The following is a 19,484-nucleotide window of genomic DNA, read 5'->3' as shown; positions in this document are numbered from 1 at the left end:
TTTGAAATAAAAGCATCCAGTATCGAAATTTAGAATGTTTCATAAAATTTGTATATTTGATTTTTACAAATTCATTCTCAATGAAATTAAAATCAATAGACGAGTTTTATCAAGAAATCTCTGGAGACTCCGGTACGGAACCAAGCACATTATTGCCCAATGGAATCCAAAAAGAAATTGGCCATTTCAATGTTTTCAATATCAAAGAACTTTATGAAAGACTAAAGGATAAGTCTTTTATGCCTTATGACAGAAGAGCGTATTACAAAATAAGTTTGATACGAGGTAAAAATAGAGTGGAATATGCAGACAAAGTAATTGATATTGAAAAGAGTGCTCTTTTATTTGCCACACCCAAAATCCCGTATCATTATGTTCCGCAAGACCCGCAACAGTCGGGACATTTTTGTGTCTTTACCAGTGCGTTTTTAACCAAGGATAAAAGTGGAATAGAACTAGACAAACTGCCTATTTTTCAAACGGATGGGTATCCTGTTTTTCAACTTACGGATGAAGAAACAATAGAGATTGATTTATTATTCAAAAAGATACACAAAGAAATCAATTCGGATTATGTGTATAAATACGATTTGATTCGGAATTATGTTGCGGAGTTAATTCACTTTGGACAAAAGCTACAGCCCGTAACGGCTTTATATTCAAAACACAATTCGGCTGCCAGAGTTTCTTCCTTATTTATGGAATTACTCGAAAGACAATTCCCAATTGAATCACCTCGCCAAAGGTTAGAATTGAAATCGGCCAAAGATTTTGCTGCCCGTTTGGCTATTCATGTCAATCATCTCAATAAGGTTTTAAAAGAGAATTCCGGTAAAACGACCACCGAGTTAATCAGTGATCGATTGATTCATGAAGCGAAGATTTTATTAAAAGAAACCGATTGGAACATTTCGGAAATTGCCTATTCACTCGGTTTTGAAGAGTTGGCACATTTCTCTAATTTTTTCAAAAAGCAAACGGCATTATCACCGTTGTTCTTTAGGGTTTAAATAAATTGAATCCTTTTAATCTGCAAAATCTGCGTACCAATTTATTGTTTTTTCGCAGATTCAGTAGATCTATTTTGCCTTTTTAAGAATTGCTTATTAAATATCAACACATTTAAGCACGTCAAAAAGTCAATCTTAAATGAACTTACATTCCTTATATGGTTAAAAAATCATGATTTGAATTTCGCAAACTCTGGATTGATATTTACAATTCGCTAGCGTTACTACTATACTAATTTTGCTGTATTAATTTAAAACAACTATTTAAGATGGAATCAAAGAGAAACAAAATAGCATTAGTAACCGGTGGAAGCCGTGGATTAGGGAAAGACATGGCTTTGAGCCTTGCTAAAAAAGGACTTGACGTAGTGTTAACCTACAACAGTAAAAAAGAAGAGGCGGAAGCTGTTGTAAAAGAAATTGAAAATTTGGGACAGAAAGCTGGAGCCATTCAACTGAATGTTGCCGAAGTGAGTAGTTTTGAGGTGTTTTTTCAAAATGTAGCAATTGCATTAAAAAACACTTTCGATACAGAAAAATTTGATTTTTTAATTAACAATGCGGGCGTAGGTGTTCACGAAAGTTTATTGAAAACAACTACAGCTCAATTTGATGATTTGGTTAATATTCAATTTAAAGGGCCGTTTTTCCTAACTCAAAAAGCTTTAGAAATAATGAACGATGGCGGTGGAATTGTGAATATTTCATCTGGATTGACTCGTTTTTCATTTCCGGGATATGGTGCTTATGCGAGTATGAAAGGTGCGATGGAAACATTGACCAAATACCAAGCTAAAGAATTGGGTGAAAGAAAAATCAGGGTGAATATAGTGGCACCAGGTGCTATAGCAACCGATTTTGGTGGTGGAGTAGTTCGCGATAACGAGCAATTAAATCAATTTATTGCTTCGGTAACGGCATTAGGAAGAGTGGGCTTGCCGGAAGATATTGGAAGTGTAGTGGCCTTTTTATGTACAGACGATGCTAAATGGGTTAATGCGCAACGTATAGAAGTTTCGGGCGGAATGAATTTGTAATACCTAAATTGTAAGTTTAAACGTTCAGGTGATTTTTTAAACATGTAAGTTCATTTAAGTTGGACCATTTTGAATTTATAAATGGTATAATTGTGTCTTTACTTTTTAATTGATAATAAAAAAGGGTGTATGAAAATCAATTCATATACCCTTTTGTGTTTTTAAAGTAATTGTTTTTATATCCTTATTTTATAATCACTTTTTTAGTAACGTCAAGATGATTCGTATTAATATAAAAAAACACCTCTAGCGAGGTGTTTAAAAAAAATCTAAATTATATTTAAAACTTATATTGTAATAAAATCTCATTTGTATTTTTAGCACTGGCCATCGTTGAAATAGTGCTCATTTCATATGCATATCCAATGATGAATTTCTTGTTAAGAATAAAATTAGCCATTGCTGCATACGCTTTATCAGTTCGATACAATGCACCAACTTCAAAATTATTCTGTATTTGCAGCATGGTACTGAAATCAACAGATAATGGAGCAGCAGTAACATACCTGGCCAACACAGATGGTTTTAATACTAATGTACCTGCTGGATTAAGATTAAAATCATAACCACCGCTTAGATAAACTCTAGGTTTGTTGGTTTCTACTGTTGCATATCCATTATCATTTTTTGCGTTTTGGATATTCAATAATTTTGGAACCGAAAGCGATACATAGAATTTTTCGCTTTTTAATAAGGCACCCGCACCAAAGTTGGGATTAAAGGTGTGGATGGAACCAAAAGCAGGATCTGCTTCAACAGAATACAGTTGTAATCCAGCTGTATTTAGATTGAAATTAGTACCTCCTGCGTTGATACCCAAATACAAATCGGTGCTTTGAGTCATTTTTACTTTATAAGATAAATTAATATCTACAGCCGTTTGTTTTTCTATAAAAGTAGAAGAATTGACTACTGAGATACCGAACCCAAGATTATTTGCTATTGGCATTCCAAAAGAAACTGCCTGAGTTTTTGGTGCATTTGCAATTCCGCTCCACTGATTTCTAAGGGAACTTGTAATTACAGTTTGCTCATCAACACCTGCATATGCGGGATTGATAACATTCATGTGGTATTTGTAAAAAGCGAAAGAGCCTTCTTGTTGGGCAAAAACCGAACTACCAATTAAGAGTAGTGCGGCTGCCAATATATAATGTATTTTTTTCATGTTACTTTTTTATTTATAAATTATTTAGCAATGTAAATCCAGCCTTGTTTGTCAATAGAACCATCATTACCTAAATCAATTTGATAGAAATAAGAACCTACAGCTACAATTGAACCGGTGTTTTTGTATTCTCCATTCCAATCATTTTGGTAATCTTTAGAAAAATAGACTTCTGCTCCTGTGCTGTTTAATACGCGAACGGAGGAATTAGGATGATTTATTAAATTATTTATAAACCAAGTGTCATTTTTACTATCTCCATTTGGAGAAAAACCTTCGGCTACATTTATTTCAACTAAATCACATGCATCGCCAATTCCATCATGGTCAATATCTGCCTGATCTTGATTATAGGTTGTAGGACAGTTATCATTTACATCCAAAATACCATCAAAATCATGATCTTCATTATACACTTCGATTGTGAAATTTTTAGTTGTGGCACCAATTGAATTCGTAGCAGTAACAGTATAGCTGATTGCAGTTGTCTCTACAGTTGGTCTACCGCTGATTGCTCCAGTGCTGGTATTAAAAATCATTCCGGCAGATAAAGAAGGATTGATGCTAAAAGTTGATACCGGATTTGAAGTTACAGTTGGTACTACCGCTTGCATTACTATGTTTATTGGTAACCTAAGGTTTCCAGCATATGCTAAAGCTGTTGGTATTCCTTGTATTTCAATACTAATTGTTTTTGAAGAAAAACCATAGCTATTGGTTGCAGATACTGTGTATACTGTTGCAGATTGAATGCTTGTTGGCGTTCCACTAATAATACCAGTTGCCGAGTCCAGTCGAAGTCCCGCAGGTAATGCTGGATTTACGGTATAAACAAGATTGCCAAGACCTATATTTACAGTAGGCACTAAATTTGTAATTCCTGTACCAGTAACAAAAATATTAGGTGTTGTATATGTTAATCCGCTTGGTGCTGAGGGTATAAGGATGCTATAGGCAGCATTAGTTTTATTAAAAATAATGTTATAAACACCAGCTGTTGGCACAGTTATAGGATTAGCATCAACAACTGCCGTTCCTGATGGAAAGTCTGTTCCTCCCCAATTGTATGGCAAGGTCCAAGCGTGATCCCCTCTAAATTTTAATGCGCCTGGTATTAAAGAAACTCCGTCAAGTGTATAAACAATACCATTTGAAGTCGTCATATCCGTATCAGTTACCCAAGCTCCTGGAGTTGCATCACCAAATATGCTTATGGTTTGAAATGTAAAAATATAAACCCCAGTCGTTTTGTTAAAAGTGATATTGTAAATGCCTGCAGTTGGTATCGTTATGCCGTTAGTGTCAACCACAGCTGTTCCAGATGGAAAGCTAGTTCCTCCCCAGTTGTAAGGTAATGTCCAAGTATGATTCCCTCTAAATTTTAATGCACCTTGTACCAGAGAAACTCCGTTAATTGTGTAGTGAATGCCATCTATAGTTGCCATGTCAGTATCAGTATTCCATCCGCCAGGAGTCGCATCACCAATTAAACCTACTATAGGATGTACTATTTGTGGGGTGGCAAATGAATAAGCTCCAGTCGTTTTATTAAAAGTAATATTATAAATACCTGCAGTTGGTATAGCTATGGGGTTAGCATCAACTACTGCTGTTCCTGAAGGAAAGCTTGTTCCTCCCCAATTGTAAGGTAATGTCCAAGCGTGATCCCCTCTGAATTTTAATGCTCCTTGTACTAAGGAAACTCCATTAAGCGTGTAAATGGTACCGTTAGTAGTTGTCATGTCAGTATCGGTTACCCAAGCTCCCGGAGTAGCATCTCCAAATATACTTATCACTTGATAGTTTACTGGTGGAATCGTAATTGAATAGGCTCCAGTCGTTTTATTAAAAGTAATATTATAAATACCAGCAGTTGGTACAGGTATAGGACTAGCATCAACTACTGCTGTTCCTGCTGGAAAATCTGTTCCTCCCCAATTGTAAGGTAATGTCCAAGCATGATCCCCTCTAAATTTTAATGCCCCCGGTATTAAAGAAACGCCATTAAGAGTATAAATATTCCCTTCTGTAGTTGTCATGTCAGTATCGGTTACCCAAGCTCCCGGAGTTGCGTCTCCGAATATGCTTATGGTTTGAAATGAAAAACTATAAACACCAGTCGTTTTATTAAAAGTAATGTCATATTTACCTGCAGTTGTTACAGTTATAGGACTCGCATCAACTATTGCTGTTCCTGATGGAAAGCTTGTTCCTCCCCAATTGTAAGGTAATGTCCAAGCGTGATCCCCTCTAAATTTCAATGCGCCTGAAACCAAGTTAACTCCTTTCAGCGTGTAAGTTGTTCCATTGGTAGTTGTCATATCCGTATCGGTTACCCAAGCTCCCGGAGTTGCGTCACCAAAAATGCTTATTACTTGAAAGCTTACTGGCGAAACGATAAACGAATAAACACCTGTCGTTTTATTAAAAGTAATATCATAGTTACCTGCAGTTGGTATAGTTATAGGATTAGCATCAACTACTGCTGTACCTGAAGGAAAGCTTGTTCCTCCCCAATTGTAAGGTAATGTCCAAGCGTGATCTCCTCTGAATTTTAAAGCACCAGGAATCAGAGAAACTCCATTAAGGTTATAAATATTCCCGTCTGTAGTTGTCATATCCGTATCGGTTACCCAAGCTCCCGGAGTTGCGTCTCCGAATATGCTTATGACTTGAAATGCCAAATTGTGTTTTTCAATTGAAGTAAGCGGTGGTTTTTTTGCATTTGCAAAAGAAATTGTCAAAAGACAAATAATAAAAAAGAGTAATTTCTTTTTCATAGTTTTTGGTTTTTAAGTTAGTATTAGTGTTTTTTTTGGGTTCTGTTTAATAAACCATATTACAAAACAGGTGTATTTGCAATATGGTTTGTGTTTTATTCTTCAAATTAGATTTTTTTCAAATCCTTCATTTCTGAAGCATTCCCTTCTTTGATGCTGATGGCAGTACCTCCACCGGGAGCGATGTATTGTTTCAAAACACTTTTTGAAGTGACTATGATTTTTTGAACCGTATAATTTTGTGGTTTTTCGTTCCAACTGGCATCTTTAGCATCCGAGTAAACTGTTGCGGTGTATTTTTTACCTTTTGGAAGATAATCAAAAGCAATAGTTGCCGTTCTTGCGTTTTCATCAGTGATGCCACCCACGAACCATTCATTTTTACCTTTTGCTTTACGGGCAATAGTGATGTAATCTCCTGGCTCAGCTTCTAGGATATAACTATTGTCCCAATCTACTGCAACATCTTTTATAAACTGAAAAGCATCTGGAAAACGATTGTAATTGTCCGGAATGTCAGCTGCCATTTGTAACGGACTGTACATCGTCACATAATAGGCTAGTTGTTTTACCAAAGTAGTATTGACACGTTGGTTTCCACCAGTTTTGTAATAGGTAAGATCAGTTTGAAAAATACCGGGTGTATAATCCATTGGTCCGCCCATCAAGCGGGTAAATGGTAAAATAGTGGTGTGTTCCGGAGCTAATCCTCCCATGGCTTCAAACTCTGTTCCTCGGGCTGATTCTTGTGCAACCCAGTTTGGATAGGTACGGTTTAATCCCGTAGGACGTACCGCTTCGTGGCTGTCTATCATGATTTTATAATCAGCAGCGCGCTCTGCTACGTGGATGTAATGATTGACCATCCATTGTCCGTCATGATGTTCACCACGCGGAATAATTTTACCCACATAACCTGTTTTTACAGCATCATATCCATTGGCATTCATAAACTCAAAAGCACGGTCCAAACGACGTTCGTAGTTTGTTGCAGCTCCAGAAGTTTCGTGGTGCATGATAATCTTTACGCCTTTTGCGGCAGCGTATTCATGTACTGCTTTTACATCAAAATCAGGATAAGCAGTTGTGAAATCAAATACTTCTTCTTTCCAGTTGTTAATCCAATCTTCCCAACCTACATTCCAACCTTCGATAAGGATGGCATCAAAACCATTTTTTGCTGCAAAATCAATGTACTCTTTGGCATGTTCCGTTGTCGCTCCGTGTTTTCCATTTGGCGTAAGCTTAGTAAAATCCTGATTTAATTTTACATTATTCTCTTTTCCGTATGCCCAAGTACTTTTTCCAGCCACGAAATATTCCCACCAAATTCCAATGTATTTCACTGGTTTTATCCAAGAAACATCTTTGTAACTTGTAGGTTCGTTAAGGTTTAAGATTAGTTTTGAAGCCAAAATATCAGTGGCCTTATCACTTACCACAATCGTTCTCCAAGGCGTTTGAGCATCCGTTTGCATGTATCCTTTATTCCCGACAGCGTCCGGCGTAAGATGGCTGCTCATTTTGAAAGTCGTGGCATCCACGTTTAAAGACATGGCGGGGTAATTAATCAATGCCGCTTCGTGAATATTGATGTATAAGCCATCTGAAGATTTCATCATGGAAGGCGTTTGTACCGCCAAGTTTTTGATAGGAAATTGGGAATTAATTTCAACGGTAGCTTTTTTCATCAACGAAGGAATCTCCGAAATCTTTGATGTAGTGTAAGCATATTCATTTGTGTCATAATCTCCCGGAATCCAGAAAATTTTATGATCTCCTGCCAATTGAAATTCGGTACGCTCTTCTTTGATTACAAAATAATTCAAATCATTTTGTTTTGGAAATTCATATCTAAAGCCCAATCCATCGTTGAATAAACGAAACCGAATTCGGATGTAGCGGTTGTTGTTTTTGGCTTGCGCCAAAGTAACTAGCAGTTCGTTGTAATTATTACGAATCGTTTTTTGTTCGCCCATAACAGGATCCCAATTAACATCAACAGCCGTTTGGGTTGTTTTTGTAATAGAAAAGCCATCAATGAATGATGCTACATCTTTTGTTTCTATTCCTAAAGTACTGGGTTTGATAACCGGTTTTCCCTTGTACGTTAATTGGTATGAAGGTACTCCATTTTCTCTCAATTCAAATTTTAGAACAAGGTTCTTGTTAGGCGAATTGATTTCTTGCGCGAGCATCCATAATGGGCTTGCACAAACGAATAGAAATAACGCATGAAGACGTATTTTTTTAAGTCTAAAGTTCATATTTTTTTATTTTTTTTATTAATAAAGAGATGCTATTCTGGTTTTAATAGTGGTGCTTTAATTTAGATTTTAACTGTTTTTTGAATGCGCTGAATAGGTATGAATCGTTCTTGCGGAACTTTCACAGCGTTGCAGGAATGAACGTTAGTCCATCCTTAATAAATTGACGCAAAAGCACAAAGACACATAGGTTCGAAGTATTTTAAAAATTTAAATAAACTATCAAATTGCTTAAAAGCAAGAAAGTGATATGAATTAAATCTTTTGTGCCTTTGTGTTTTACGACAATAAAAATAGAATAGTGTTTTGGCTAACGAATGTTACCTAAAACTAATTTTCAGCATTAGTTTTTCAATACTTTATATTGAAACGGCAATAAGCTTATTTGAGTAGTTGCTGTTATTGCAGCACCGGTAAATCCATCTTTCCAAGTCATTTTAGATAATGAAACAGGAATAGTATAATTGACTGTTGAGGAAGTTAAGTTAGATAGCACAAAGACTTTTTCAGTAGCGGTTTCCATAGTGAATGCACTTACAGCATCACTACTATATCCTTTATAAGTTCCTTTTTTTAGCACATCGCTAGAATTTCTGAAAGCAATGATCTTCTTATATTCGGCTAGCATATCTAAATCGGCAGTACTCCAGTCAATAGGGGTACGGGTAAAATATTGGATTCTTTTATTGTATCCTACTTCTTGTCCGTTATAGATCATAGGTACTGAATTCATGTATGCTGCAACTACAAATGCTGCAATAGAACCTTTTTTTCCACCAAATAACTCTAACGGTGTGCCATCAGAAAGGTTGACATCGTGATTGGTTGTATACCTAACAATTCTATTTTCAGGATTATAATTGTTAGCATATTCGGTAGCATTCGAATCCTGTAAAGTAGTAGCAGATTTATTTTCTTTAAAAACTTTTTCCAAAGCACTGAAGAAGTTAAAGCCAAAAGTATAATCAAAACCTGCGGCAAATTGAGTCACTTTTGTTCCTTCTGCAAGCATTAATAGGTTTTGATTTTTCTTGATTTTTCTTAAAGCGGTAATGGCTTCTGTCCAAAAATTCTGAGGTACAAAATCAGCATAATCACATCTGAAACCATCTATGTTTGCGCTGTAAACCCAATAAGACATCGCATCAATCATCGCACTTCGCATTTCAGTATTAGTAAAATCTAACTGAGCGACATCATTATAATTTGTTCCTGGAGGAATAATAATATTTCCATTAGCATCTTTTTGATACCAATCTGGGTGAGCGGTAATCCAGGCATTATCCCATGAAGTATGGTTCGCAACCCAGTCCAATATAACTGCCATGTTTTTTTTGTGGGCTTCTTCGACCAAAACGCGTAGATCTTCCAAAGTTCCAAAATCTGTATTTACAGCTTTATAATCTTTAACAGCATAAGGAGATCCTAATCCACCTGCTGATCGAACTACTCCAACAGGATAAATAGGCATTAAATAAATAACATTAACCCCAAGCTCTTGAATAGCAGTTAGTTTTTCCTGAACTCCTTTTAGAGTTCCTGCCTGACTAAAAGCACGAATGTTTACTTGATAAATGACGGCATCTTCTTTTTTAGGCATTTTTTCAAACCGTGTTCCAAATTGTGGATAAGCCGGAGCTGGAGTTGACTCATTATCCGAAGAACTGCATGAAGCCAGTACCGAAGAAAAGATAAGTATAAAAACGATGTTGATATATAATTTCATTTTTTTGATTTTTAATAATAACCGTTATGAACTTAGAAATGGCTGCATCCCTCTTCTTTTTTCAAAAAAGAAGGCTGCTTTTTAAAATAACTAACTAAACCATTTTTATGCTAAACGAGTATTCTGTTTATTAGATTTTTGTGACTTTATAAGTAGCAGTAGCAGGATAAAGACCGGTTGTTGCATCTTTTTCTTGTATAGAAAACGTTACTTCATACGTACCGGCTTCACTTATATAATGAGCACCAGGATCGTCCAGATATACTTTACCCTCATTATTGTTTTTTGGACCATAATTTATTATCCAGGTGTTATTAAGCCTGAATTTTAAATTTCCAACTTTTAAAGCGCCTTTAAATTTCCATATTTTTAGTTGGTGGTCATAAGACATATTGGTAGAATTATCCCAACCTCCTTCAGTTGCATCCCCCACAACACCCCAAGAAAAAGGAGTAGCTGTCCATTTTGCAGTGTTTAGGTTTACAGTCATTTGATAGGAACCCGCTTTTACAATTTGAAAATCAGTATCACTACCATTAACGATATTTCCATTGACGTCAGCTCCGTAAAATTGACTCCAGCTTCTTTCATTGGTGAATTTAAATCCTAAACCTTGTGTTTCTGGAAAAGTCACATATCCTTGAAAAATACCGCTATCAATTGCTTTTAGTTCTGCAGCAGTATCTATATCCCATCCTTGGTAACTTCCCGGCATATAGATTGATCCAAACACCACTTTTTTAGCAAAAGGGGTTACCCTTAATTCTATAGGATTTGAATATATTTTTCTGTCCAAAGTTGATTCTACACGAACTACTATTTTTCCTGCAACATCAACTGGAAGGCCTAATTTAATAGCCATTTTATTAAGGTCACTTCCTGAAAAAGCTTTGCTTAATACATCTACTCCAACTTCAATACGAACTGCTTTAGACCAAGCTGTAGCTCCAATGGCATCTGCTGGAAGATCAAATTCCAACGCATACGTTACCGGTGCATTTACAGGAAATGTTACCGCAGGCCATGATAGGGTTAGCACAGATAGATTTTCATTTTCTGTAGAAATTACGATAGCGTTTGAAGAAGCCTCAATTGGACCTGAAAAATTCACTTCTTTTAAAGAGGTAAGTATGGCATCATTTTCACAGGATACACCAAGGAAAAGTAACGCGCAAATTACGAATAACTTGTTTATATATTTTTTCATAATAGTTCTATGTTTAGTAACCTGGATTTTGTTTTATTCCTTTGTTTGCATCCAATGCCGCTGTTGGTATTGGGAACAATTTTCTGTAATTAGCAGAAACACCTCTGAAATCATTTGCTAATAAGAATTTATCAAAACGAATCATATCTTGTCTTCTGTGTCCTTCCCAATTCAACTCAAATCCTCGCTCATTATAAACATCGTTTAATGTAGGATTTGCAGCTAATATCCCAAGTCCGGCACGTTGTCTGACAGGATCTATGAATGGTTTTGCAGCAGCGGCATTACCTAGTCTAACATTACATTCTGCTTTCATTAATAATACATCTGCATAACGATAGATAGGAAAATCATTTGATGCTCCACCACCATCCATAGGCGTAACAGGATAAAATTTAGTATTACGAACACCAGCTTGAGGTGCGGCACCGGGATTGTCTAATGACGCTACATCAATAGAATAATTTACACCCCCACCTTGGTCTCCATAACGGAATTGTTTTTTACGAATGTCTTTGTCATCGTATTTTATAAAGAAATCTTTAGGGACAATGGTACCATTCCATCCACTATAGCCAAATAAGTTATTGGCGTCCGGTCCGTTTAGGCTTCGAACCGTAAAAATATTACGGGATACTACATTTGCAGTAACAAACATGGCTAATATGGTCTCATCATCCGGAAGTACATCACCAAATAATTCATAGTATTTGTTTCCCATTGGACTGGAAGCATTAGCTGCACCGGAATGAAGTGAGAATCCACCACCACTTACTTTATCACAAGCCGCCAAACATTTTTCCCATTCTGGAGTACCACTATATACTCCGGCATTCAAATATACTTTGGCCAATAAAGTGTATCCGGCCCATTTATTAAATCTTCCGTAATAGTTTCCCCCTTTGGTAGCCGAAAGAGTTTCTACATTTTCGGTTAACTCTTTTACGATGAAATTATAAACCTCTTTACGGCTTGATTGTGGAATTTGGTCTACAGTTATATTATTATCCGTGTAGAAAGGAACATCTCCAAAATCATCTATCAATAAATAGTAGAAAAAGGCTCTCAATACTTTAGCTTCGGCAATTTTTGAAGGCTCAGCATTTGATTTTTCTAATTGGTTAACGGCTAAATTGGCATTGAAAATAGATTTGTACAACCATCTCCAAGTGTTGTTTATAAAAGAATCCGTTGGCAACCAATCGTGTTTGTATAAACGAGCAAAATCTAATTCCCAGTCACCGGTTGTTCTATGAGGAATAACTTGTTCATCCGAACTAAAGCAGTTTAAGTCATACCAACCTCTGTCTGCTCCAGCATATCCTACACCATCCCAATTCCCGCCAACTTGGGCGTAAACACTTGCCAATGCAACATCAGCTCCTTGCGCAGATCCGTAAAAGTCGTCTGCTGTATATTTATCATATACTTTTTCATCAACATTGGTACAACCAACAAGTAATAAGAAACTTAAGCTTCCTATTAACAATATATTTTTGATTTTCATTTTTCTTTTACTATTTAAATTTTACATTCAAACCAAAGGCAAAACTTCGGGTACGGGGATAAATACCATTATCGCCTCCAAAGCCATTACTACCACTCATATTTAATTCGGGATCAATTCCTGAATAGGGTGTAATCAACAGTAAATTATTTCCGGTAAGAGAAAGGCGAACAGATTCAATGTATTTGATCTTTTCAAAATGAAAATTGTAGCCAACAGTTACATTTTCTAATCGTAGAAAAGAACCATCTTCAAGCCATAAATCAGAACCATATTTAGAAGTGAATAATCCTAATGGAATGGCACTGTCTAGAATATTTGCTTTACCGATATTTTCTAAATAACTTAAGCTTGATCGCAAGCCGTTGTATATTTTGTTTCCTCCTGATCCTCTCCATAGCATAGAGGCATCTAAGTTTTTATATTGGAAAGTGGGGTTAAATGCATACGTATAAGTTGGTAAAGCAGAACCTTTTATCAAACGATCTGGACTTGTATTTCCTTGATCGATGATTCCATTTCCGTCAACATCAAGTACAGTTTCAGAATTTGCATTGTCTTTTCCGGTATGATGTAAGATGTTGAAAGTCCCAATAGGCTGTCCAGCTATCAAAAATGAACTTGGTCCCCAAGACACATTATCAGTATTTAACGGAACTCCGTTTATGCTACCGCTTAAGTTTAATACTTTGTTTCTCAATAAAGATACATTCCCGGCAAGTGTAAGTGTTGTGTTTTCTGTTTTTATCAAATCATATCCTAAGGCAACTTCCAGTCCTTTATTTAATAGACTTCCTACGTTAGCTTTTATTGTATTGAAAGGAAATGGAGGTTGTGGAACAGTATAATCAAATAAAAGATTATCAGTAGTTGCTGTAAAAACATCAACAGTTCCTCTGATTCTGTTATTTAAAAGAGCAAAATCTACTCCGATGTTGGTTTGTTTTTTTGTTTCCCAACGTAAATCTGCATTAGCATTTTGAGTCACATTGAAATTGGTAATTTGTTGACCTCCAAAATAAGTTACTCCAGATCCACCTACTAACGAAATAGAATTTTGTGGAAATAACCCTTGCTGGTTACCCGTAACACCATATCCTCCACGTAATTTTAACTCGCTGAAAATAGTTTGATTAGCCATAAAAGGCTCTTTGTCTATTTGCCAAGCTACCGAAGCTGATGGAAAATCTCCCCATTTATTATTTAAACCAAATACTGAAGAACCATCTCTTCTGATACTGGCCGTAAATAAATATCGGTTTAAAAAGGAGTAATTTATACGTCCTAAAAACGAAACTAAGGTTCTGTCGTTTTTATAAGAACTAATATCTCCTGGTTGTACTTTGGACAAATCACCCAATTGTAACGCATTATAAGTGGCAATATCATTTATAAAACCTTTGGCTTGTGCAAAATTACCTTGATAGGTTTGGTTTTGCCATTCGTATAATGCCAAAGCGTTTATGCTGTGGTCCCCAAATACTTTTTTATACGAAAGACTAATATTCATTAATCTTTCATTTTGTTTGTTGTTACTAATGTTAGCATATCCTTTTTGGTCCTTTGCATAGGCATTAGTCGATTCGGCAGGAAGATAATATCCATTTGTACTATTCGTTTTTCTCCAGCTTCCAAACCAACCTGCTGTTAAGCCTTTGTATAAATCTAAATCAGCTTTAAAACTTCCAAATAAATTATCATATTGTCCTTGATTAGTAACAGTTTGTGCTGCGGCATAAGGATTTAGGTATTGAAAAATATTTGGATCTGTAAAATAACTTCCATCAGTATTGTAAACAGGATCTGTAGGACGCATCACATAAGCATTTGTAATTAAATTAGATGTAAATGCTGCTCTTCCGATGCTTCCAATACTATTAGTTGCATTGGTAACTCCACTGTTAAGATTGAAAGTCAATTTTAATTTATCATCCATCGCCGATTGGGTGGCTTGAATTCTACCGATATATTTTTGATTACTGGTATTGATAACAACTCCATCTTGTAAAATAGCACTTATCGAAGCTCTGTAACTAAATTTATCTGTTCCGCCACCAAAAGATAACGTATGTGTTTGCGTAGCGCCACTTTTTGTAAGAATACCATACCAATCCGTATCTGAGCCATGATTAGCCGAAGCAGGAACTCCAACTAATTGCGCTTGTTGCCACCATTGATCAGCATTCAGCATGTCTAGTTTTCTAGGTATATAATCGACAGCCATTGAGCTAGAATATTCCACAGATGTTTTTCCTGCTTTATTTTTCTTAGTACTAACAATAATTACACCTGCAGCACCTCTTGAACCATAAACGGCAGTGGCAGAAGCATCTTTTAATATGTCCATCGAGGCAATTTCACTTGGGGGAATTTGGTTTAATAAATCCATATTTCCTTGAACACCATCCACAACAACTAAAGGATCATTCCCACCAATTAAAGAAGATATTCCACGAATTCTTACACTTGGTGCCGTACCTGGCTCACTACCCGTTTGGGTAATATTTACCCCGGCCATTTTCCCGGAAATTAATTGTAGTGGGTTGACAACCGCACCTTGATTCATGTCTTTGGCAGCAATCGAAGAAACTGCACCTGTAACATCTTTTCTGGTAGAAGATCCATAACCTATCAATACAACTTCTTGTAAAGTAGTTGTTTCTGGGAAAAGTTGAATAATGCTATTGTCTTGATTTGCAGAAACTCTTCTTTGTTTATATCCTATATATGATATCAGAAGCATAGCATCACTGTCTTCAACGGTTATTTCAAAATTTCCGTTAGCATCAGTAATAACTCCTTTTTTTGTTTTTTCTTCAATGATGGATGCGCCGGGAAGGGGCATCCCATTTTCATCAGATACTTTACCTTTGATGGTCTTTTTTAGATAAAACTTCTCATCTGTTTTTTCAATAAGAGGTTTTTTTAAAATAATTTGAGTATCCCGAACTTTAAAATCCGTACCAGTTCCTTTGAATAGTTTCTCTAAAACTACATCAATTGTTTGGTCCTTTACACGGATAGAAATGATACGATTTAAATCAATATCATTCATTTTATAAATAAATCGAAAATCTGTTTTTTGCTCAATGGTTTCGATAACCGTTTCCACGGTTGTGTTGTTTAATTCTAAACTTACTTTTGTTTTTTGGGCATAAGTATTGGCTCGGATATTAAACATGGCCACCAAAAGAAGGAGAGTAGTTAGTTTCAATTTTAGGTTATTTTGGAACAATGGGAATTGTATCCCACTATTCTTTGGTTTTTTTTTCATAATTTTGTAAATAGATTGTATTTAATCAGTTAGGTTCAATCACTTATTCAATCGGAAATTGTTCGCAGCTCTTTCCGATTTTTTTATGCTTCAATAGTTAACTCGTCATTTTTCATTGATTTTTAAGGGTTATTTAATAAGTATCTCATTGTTTTTTATGGTGTAATTAATACCGTGAACATCATTAAAGTAACTCAGTACTTTTTCTATTGGTTCATCACCAAAACTGGCATAAAATTTCTCATTAGCCAATTTCTTGTTTTGGTTAACAATTGTAACATTGTAGCGTCTTTCCAGTTTTTTGGTTATATCGTTAAAAGTCATGTTCTTAAATGTCAATCGCCCTTCCATCCATGAAGTATAAACATAGGTAATAACAGGTTTTGTTTCAATATGATTGTCTTTCTTGTTAAAACTACCTTTGTATCCGGGTTTAAGAACGGTGTTTTTATTGGCATCAAATTTTTCATTTGCAGTATACAACCCTACTGAACCTTCTACTAAAACTACATCGGTTAAATTATCTTCAGGATAGCTGGAAACATTAAAATGAGTTCCCAAAACACGAATGTTCAAATTATCTGCATTGACTATAAAAGGGTGTTTTTTATCTTTTGTCACATCAAAAAAAGCTTCTCCATCCAGAAAAACTTGTCTGTTTTCACCGGCAATAAATCGTACCGGATATTTAAGTGTGGTTCCTGAGTTCAGATGTACAATTGTTCCGTCAGATAATTCCAATTCAAATCGTTTTCCGTATGGAATCTTGATGGTATTGTAAACTAGTTTTTCTAAAGGGGTTTCAGTATCGTAGGCAATTTTATTTCCATTATGATTAGCTACAATATTTCCTTCCGAGTCGGTTACTTGGGATTTATTACCGGCTGAAATAATTTGAACATCACCGTTTGCTAATTGCAAAGTGATATCATTGCTATTTATAATTAGATCATTTTTTTGTTTGAAAAAACCGTGTTGATAAGACCAACCAATGGATAACAAAACAATAATCGATGCTGCAACAGAAATGTATTTGAACATTGGAAACTTTTTGGTTTCAATCGCTGTTGATTCCGTTTCTTTCGCGCTAATTAATATTTTAGAAAATATTTTATCTGCAGTCGCTTCATCCATTTCTGGAATTTCATCTACTAGTATTTTTATGTCTTCAACTGTTGGAAAATCAGTAGTAAGTTTGTTTTTTCTGTAATAGTCAACAACTTCATTACTTTCTTCCAAATTGCATTGGTTTAAAATAAATTTATGAAGTAATTTTTGTGTTTCTGAATTTTCATTCATTTCGAATTGGGTTTTTTGATCCTGTACTATATAATACAGTTGAAGTGGATTTGACTACTACTCAAACGTTATAATTTTTTTAATTTTAACATAAAATAATTTCAAACAAATAGCTGTAATACTTGTCATCCCTTGTTATTACTGATATTGTTTGATTTTTATGAAATAATTTTTTTTTAAAAAAACCAAAAAAAATCACCCATAAAGAGTGATTGAGGTCTTAATTTTTTAATTTGATTTATAAGATGCCATCATGGTCCTTAAAAAAAATCCGCATTGATTCCAGTGCTTTACTCATTTGGCTTTTTACTGTATTTACAGAAATGCCTAATTCATGGCTGATTTCTTCGTAGGTTTTACCTTGTTTACGTGACATTTTAAAAATAAGCTTGCGTTTGGGAGGCAGTTGCTTGATGGCTTGTTTTTTTAGTCTTTTGCAATCGGCTTCTCGAATGGAATAATCACCCTGATCATGAGATTTTTGAATTTTGTAGAAAATCTCTTCTTTTAGAAGTACATCATTGGCGGCTTTATTCAAAAAATTAAAGGCTTGATTTCTGGCAATGGTGAACAAATAGGATTTAAAGGATTGCTCTAAATTCAAGTTTTCTCGATGCAACCAAACTTTCAAAAATACTTCCTGAACATTTTCTTCAGCTAATTCTTTTGACTTCAGAATACTTATGCTATAGCCATAAATATCTTGGTAATAGAAATCAAAAAGGGAACGAAATGCTTTTTCGTTGTGATTTTTGAGTTCACTAATCAATAATTGTTCGCTAAAGTTTTTTGTTTCTGACATTAATTTGGATACCCTTTATTTTTTTGGGATTATAATAAGACACTCTCAATTCTAGCCTCTTAATTGCCTGATGAATTAGCAAATATATAAAAATATTATTCGCATCGATTCCTTTGAGTAAAAAACGGGTTTTAATTTGCTTGCAAAACTTTATAGATAAGTAGAGTGTGGTTTGAATAAAAAACAGAATTCCGTTTAATTCAAAAATAAAATTTATAATAAAAAAACTTCCAGTCTTCAAAAAAGGCTGGAAGCTTTAAAATATAGAATAAGAAATATTAATTCTTTAAATCTTTAATTACTTTAAAAGCGACATCTACTTCATTTTCGCTTACTAAAATTGTAAACTCATTTGAAGTCGAAATTACTTCATTGATGATAATTCCTTCCCAAGCCAAACGTTGGAAGATAAAATAGTAAATACCAGGAACAACGATGTTTTCTTTAGGTAATTTTACGGTTATCGAAGCCAGATTATCCAGTTTTTGAATCAATTTTTCGTTGGCAAAATGTTTGTCAACCAAATGGTTTATCGTATTACTTACCACGATATTAGTTTCATTTACGCCTCTTGATGAGGTATAAAAAATATCTGGGAAAGCATTCAAATCGGTGATTAGTTCCGCTTGTTTGTTTAAAACGGTATCTGATGCTGCAAAAGTATAATCGGTTAGTTCAGAGCGAACTGTGATCTCTCCGATGTTCTTTATTACTTTATTTATTTTATGATTTAATCTAAAATCCAACTCTTCTGTAAGTCTTTTTAGAGACATAACTACCGCACCTTGTTTTACTTCTTTACCAAATTCAGATTCTAATTCAGTCATTATATTCCGTGATAAGGAAGTCAAATTAATGATTCCAAGAGATAAAGCATTCAATAGAAAAGGCTTTGTTTTGATGTAATTTTCTACAATGGATGAAACAGTTTTCATAATTGGTTAGGTGTTTTTACGTAGTTTTTACTTAGTTAGAGTGTCAAAAATCTCTGCAAAGATAGATAAAAAACAATTTGTTACAAATATAACATTGATTTTTTTTGTTAAAAATGATAAAAAGCATCTATAAGGTGTTCAATTACAAAAGATTTGCCTTCTTTATGGATGGCAATAATGTCAAAACGGACTTCAATGTCCAGATCTTTTTTACTTAAGTAAGCATCTACAGCCTTTACCAAAAGCTGTATTTTTTTTTGTTTTACAAAATCTTGTGGTAAACCAAACTCGAGAGATGAACGGGTTTTTACTTCAACAACAGCAAGTGTATTTTCTTTTTGGGCAAGAATGTCAACTTCAGCTTTTTGAAAAGTCCAATTGGTTTCCAGAATGATATAGCCTTCTTTTTGAAGGTATTCTACAGCCATTTCTTCTCCAATTTTCCCCAGTTCGTTATGTTCAGCCATGAAAA

The 19,484-nt window shown here is 34.9% G+C and carries 13 protein-coding genes; 2 read left to right on the top strand and 11 right to left on the bottom strand.

Annotated elements, in window-relative coordinates:
* Positions 1-80 precede the first annotated feature (80 nt).
* Positions 81-1,010 (top strand): helix-turn-helix domain-containing protein, encoded by a 930-nt coding sequence (locus ACM55K_RS01515; RefSeq protein WP_416848459.1) that lies wholly within the window; start codon positions 81-83, stop codon positions 1,008-1,010.
* 269 nt (positions 1,011-1,279) lie between these two features.
* Complete coding sequence (locus tag ACM55K_RS01510) at positions 1,280-2,047, top strand: SDR family NAD(P)-dependent oxidoreductase (protein ID WP_416848458.1); 768 nt, start codon at positions 1,280-1,282, stop codon at positions 2,045-2,047.
* Between the two features lie 280 nt (positions 2,048-2,327).
* Here the strand turns inward: ACM55K_RS01510 and ACM55K_RS01505 are convergent, their stop codons facing one another.
* The 11 genes from ACM55K_RS01505 to ACM55K_RS01455 all read right to left on the bottom strand — a co-directional run bounded on the left by ACM55K_RS01505 (position 2,328) and on the right by ACM55K_RS01455 (position 19,479).
* Positions 2,328-3,215: a PorP/SprF family type IX secretion system membrane protein gene (locus tag ACM55K_RS01505; RefSeq protein WP_416848457.1), complete on the bottom strand. Its 888-nt coding sequence runs from the start codon at positions 3,213-3,215 to the stop codon at positions 2,328-2,330.
* A 20-nt stretch (positions 3,216-3,235) separates the two neighbouring features.
* Positions 3,236-5,995, bottom strand: a complete 2,760-nt coding sequence (locus ACM55K_RS01500; protein WP_416848456.1) for a T9SS type B sorting domain-containing protein — start codon at positions 5,993-5,995, stop codon at positions 3,236-3,238.
* Between the two features lie 107 nt (positions 5,996-6,102).
* A complete protein-coding gene (locus ACM55K_RS01495) occupies positions 6,103-8,262 on the bottom strand; it encodes a glycoside hydrolase family 97 protein (protein ID WP_416848455.1) in 2,160 nt (719 codons plus the stop codon).
* A gap of 343 nt (positions 8,263-8,605) precedes the next feature.
* The gene (locus tag ACM55K_RS01490; protein ID WP_416848454.1) at positions 8,606-9,988 is read right to left on the bottom strand and encodes an alpha-amylase family glycosyl hydrolase; all 1,383 of its coding nucleotides are present in this window, start codon (positions 9,986-9,988) and stop codon (positions 8,606-8,608) included.
* Between the two features lie 130 nt (positions 9,989-10,118).
* The gene (locus ACM55K_RS01485) at positions 10,119-11,195 is read right to left on the bottom strand and encodes a SusE domain-containing protein (protein WP_416848453.1); all 1,077 of its coding nucleotides are present in this window, start codon (positions 11,193-11,195) and stop codon (positions 10,119-10,121) included.
* Between the two features lie 13 nt (positions 11,196-11,208).
* Positions 11,209-12,702 carry a RagB/SusD family nutrient uptake outer membrane protein gene (locus ACM55K_RS01480; RefSeq protein ID WP_416848452.1) on the bottom strand — a complete coding sequence of 498 codons (1,494 nt, stop codon included), beginning with the start codon at positions 12,700-12,702 and terminating at the stop codon, positions 11,209-11,211.
* A gap of 10 nt (positions 12,703-12,712) precedes the next feature.
* Complete coding sequence (locus ACM55K_RS01475; RefSeq protein WP_416848451.1) at positions 12,713-15,976, bottom strand: TonB-dependent receptor; 3,264 nt, start codon at positions 15,974-15,976, stop codon at positions 12,713-12,715.
* A 129-nt stretch (positions 15,977-16,105) separates the two neighbouring features.
* On the bottom strand, positions 16,106-17,275 hold the full coding sequence (locus tag ACM55K_RS01470) for a FecR family protein (RefSeq protein WP_416848450.1): 1,170 nt from the start codon (positions 17,273-17,275) through the stop codon (positions 16,106-16,108).
* 238 nt (positions 17,276-17,513) lie between these two features.
* Positions 17,514-18,077, bottom strand: coding sequence for an RNA polymerase sigma factor (locus ACM55K_RS01465; protein ID WP_416848449.1), 564 nt, complete (start codon positions 18,075-18,077; stop codon positions 17,514-17,516).
* A gap of 278 nt (positions 18,078-18,355) precedes the next feature.
* Positions 18,356-19,012: an aspartate kinase gene (locus ACM55K_RS01460; RefSeq protein WP_035669162.1), complete on the bottom strand. Its 657-nt coding sequence runs from the start codon at positions 19,010-19,012 to the stop codon at positions 18,356-18,358.
* A 107-nt stretch (positions 19,013-19,119) separates the two neighbouring features.
* Positions 19,120-19,479 carry a YraN family protein gene (locus ACM55K_RS01455; protein WP_416848448.1) on the bottom strand — a complete coding sequence of 120 codons (360 nt, stop codon included), beginning with the start codon at positions 19,477-19,479 and terminating at the stop codon, positions 19,120-19,122.
* Between the last annotated feature and the right edge of the window lie 5 nt (positions 19,480-19,484).

The sequence above is a fragment of the Flavobacterium arabinosi genome (genome assembly GCF_048158725.1).
Classification (GTDB): domain Bacteria; phylum Bacteroidota; class Bacteroidia; order Flavobacteriales; family Flavobacteriaceae; genus Flavobacterium; species Flavobacterium arabinosi.
The sequence above is the reverse complement of the archived record's forward strand: the minus strand, read 5'-3'. Positions and strand labels throughout refer to the sequence as shown.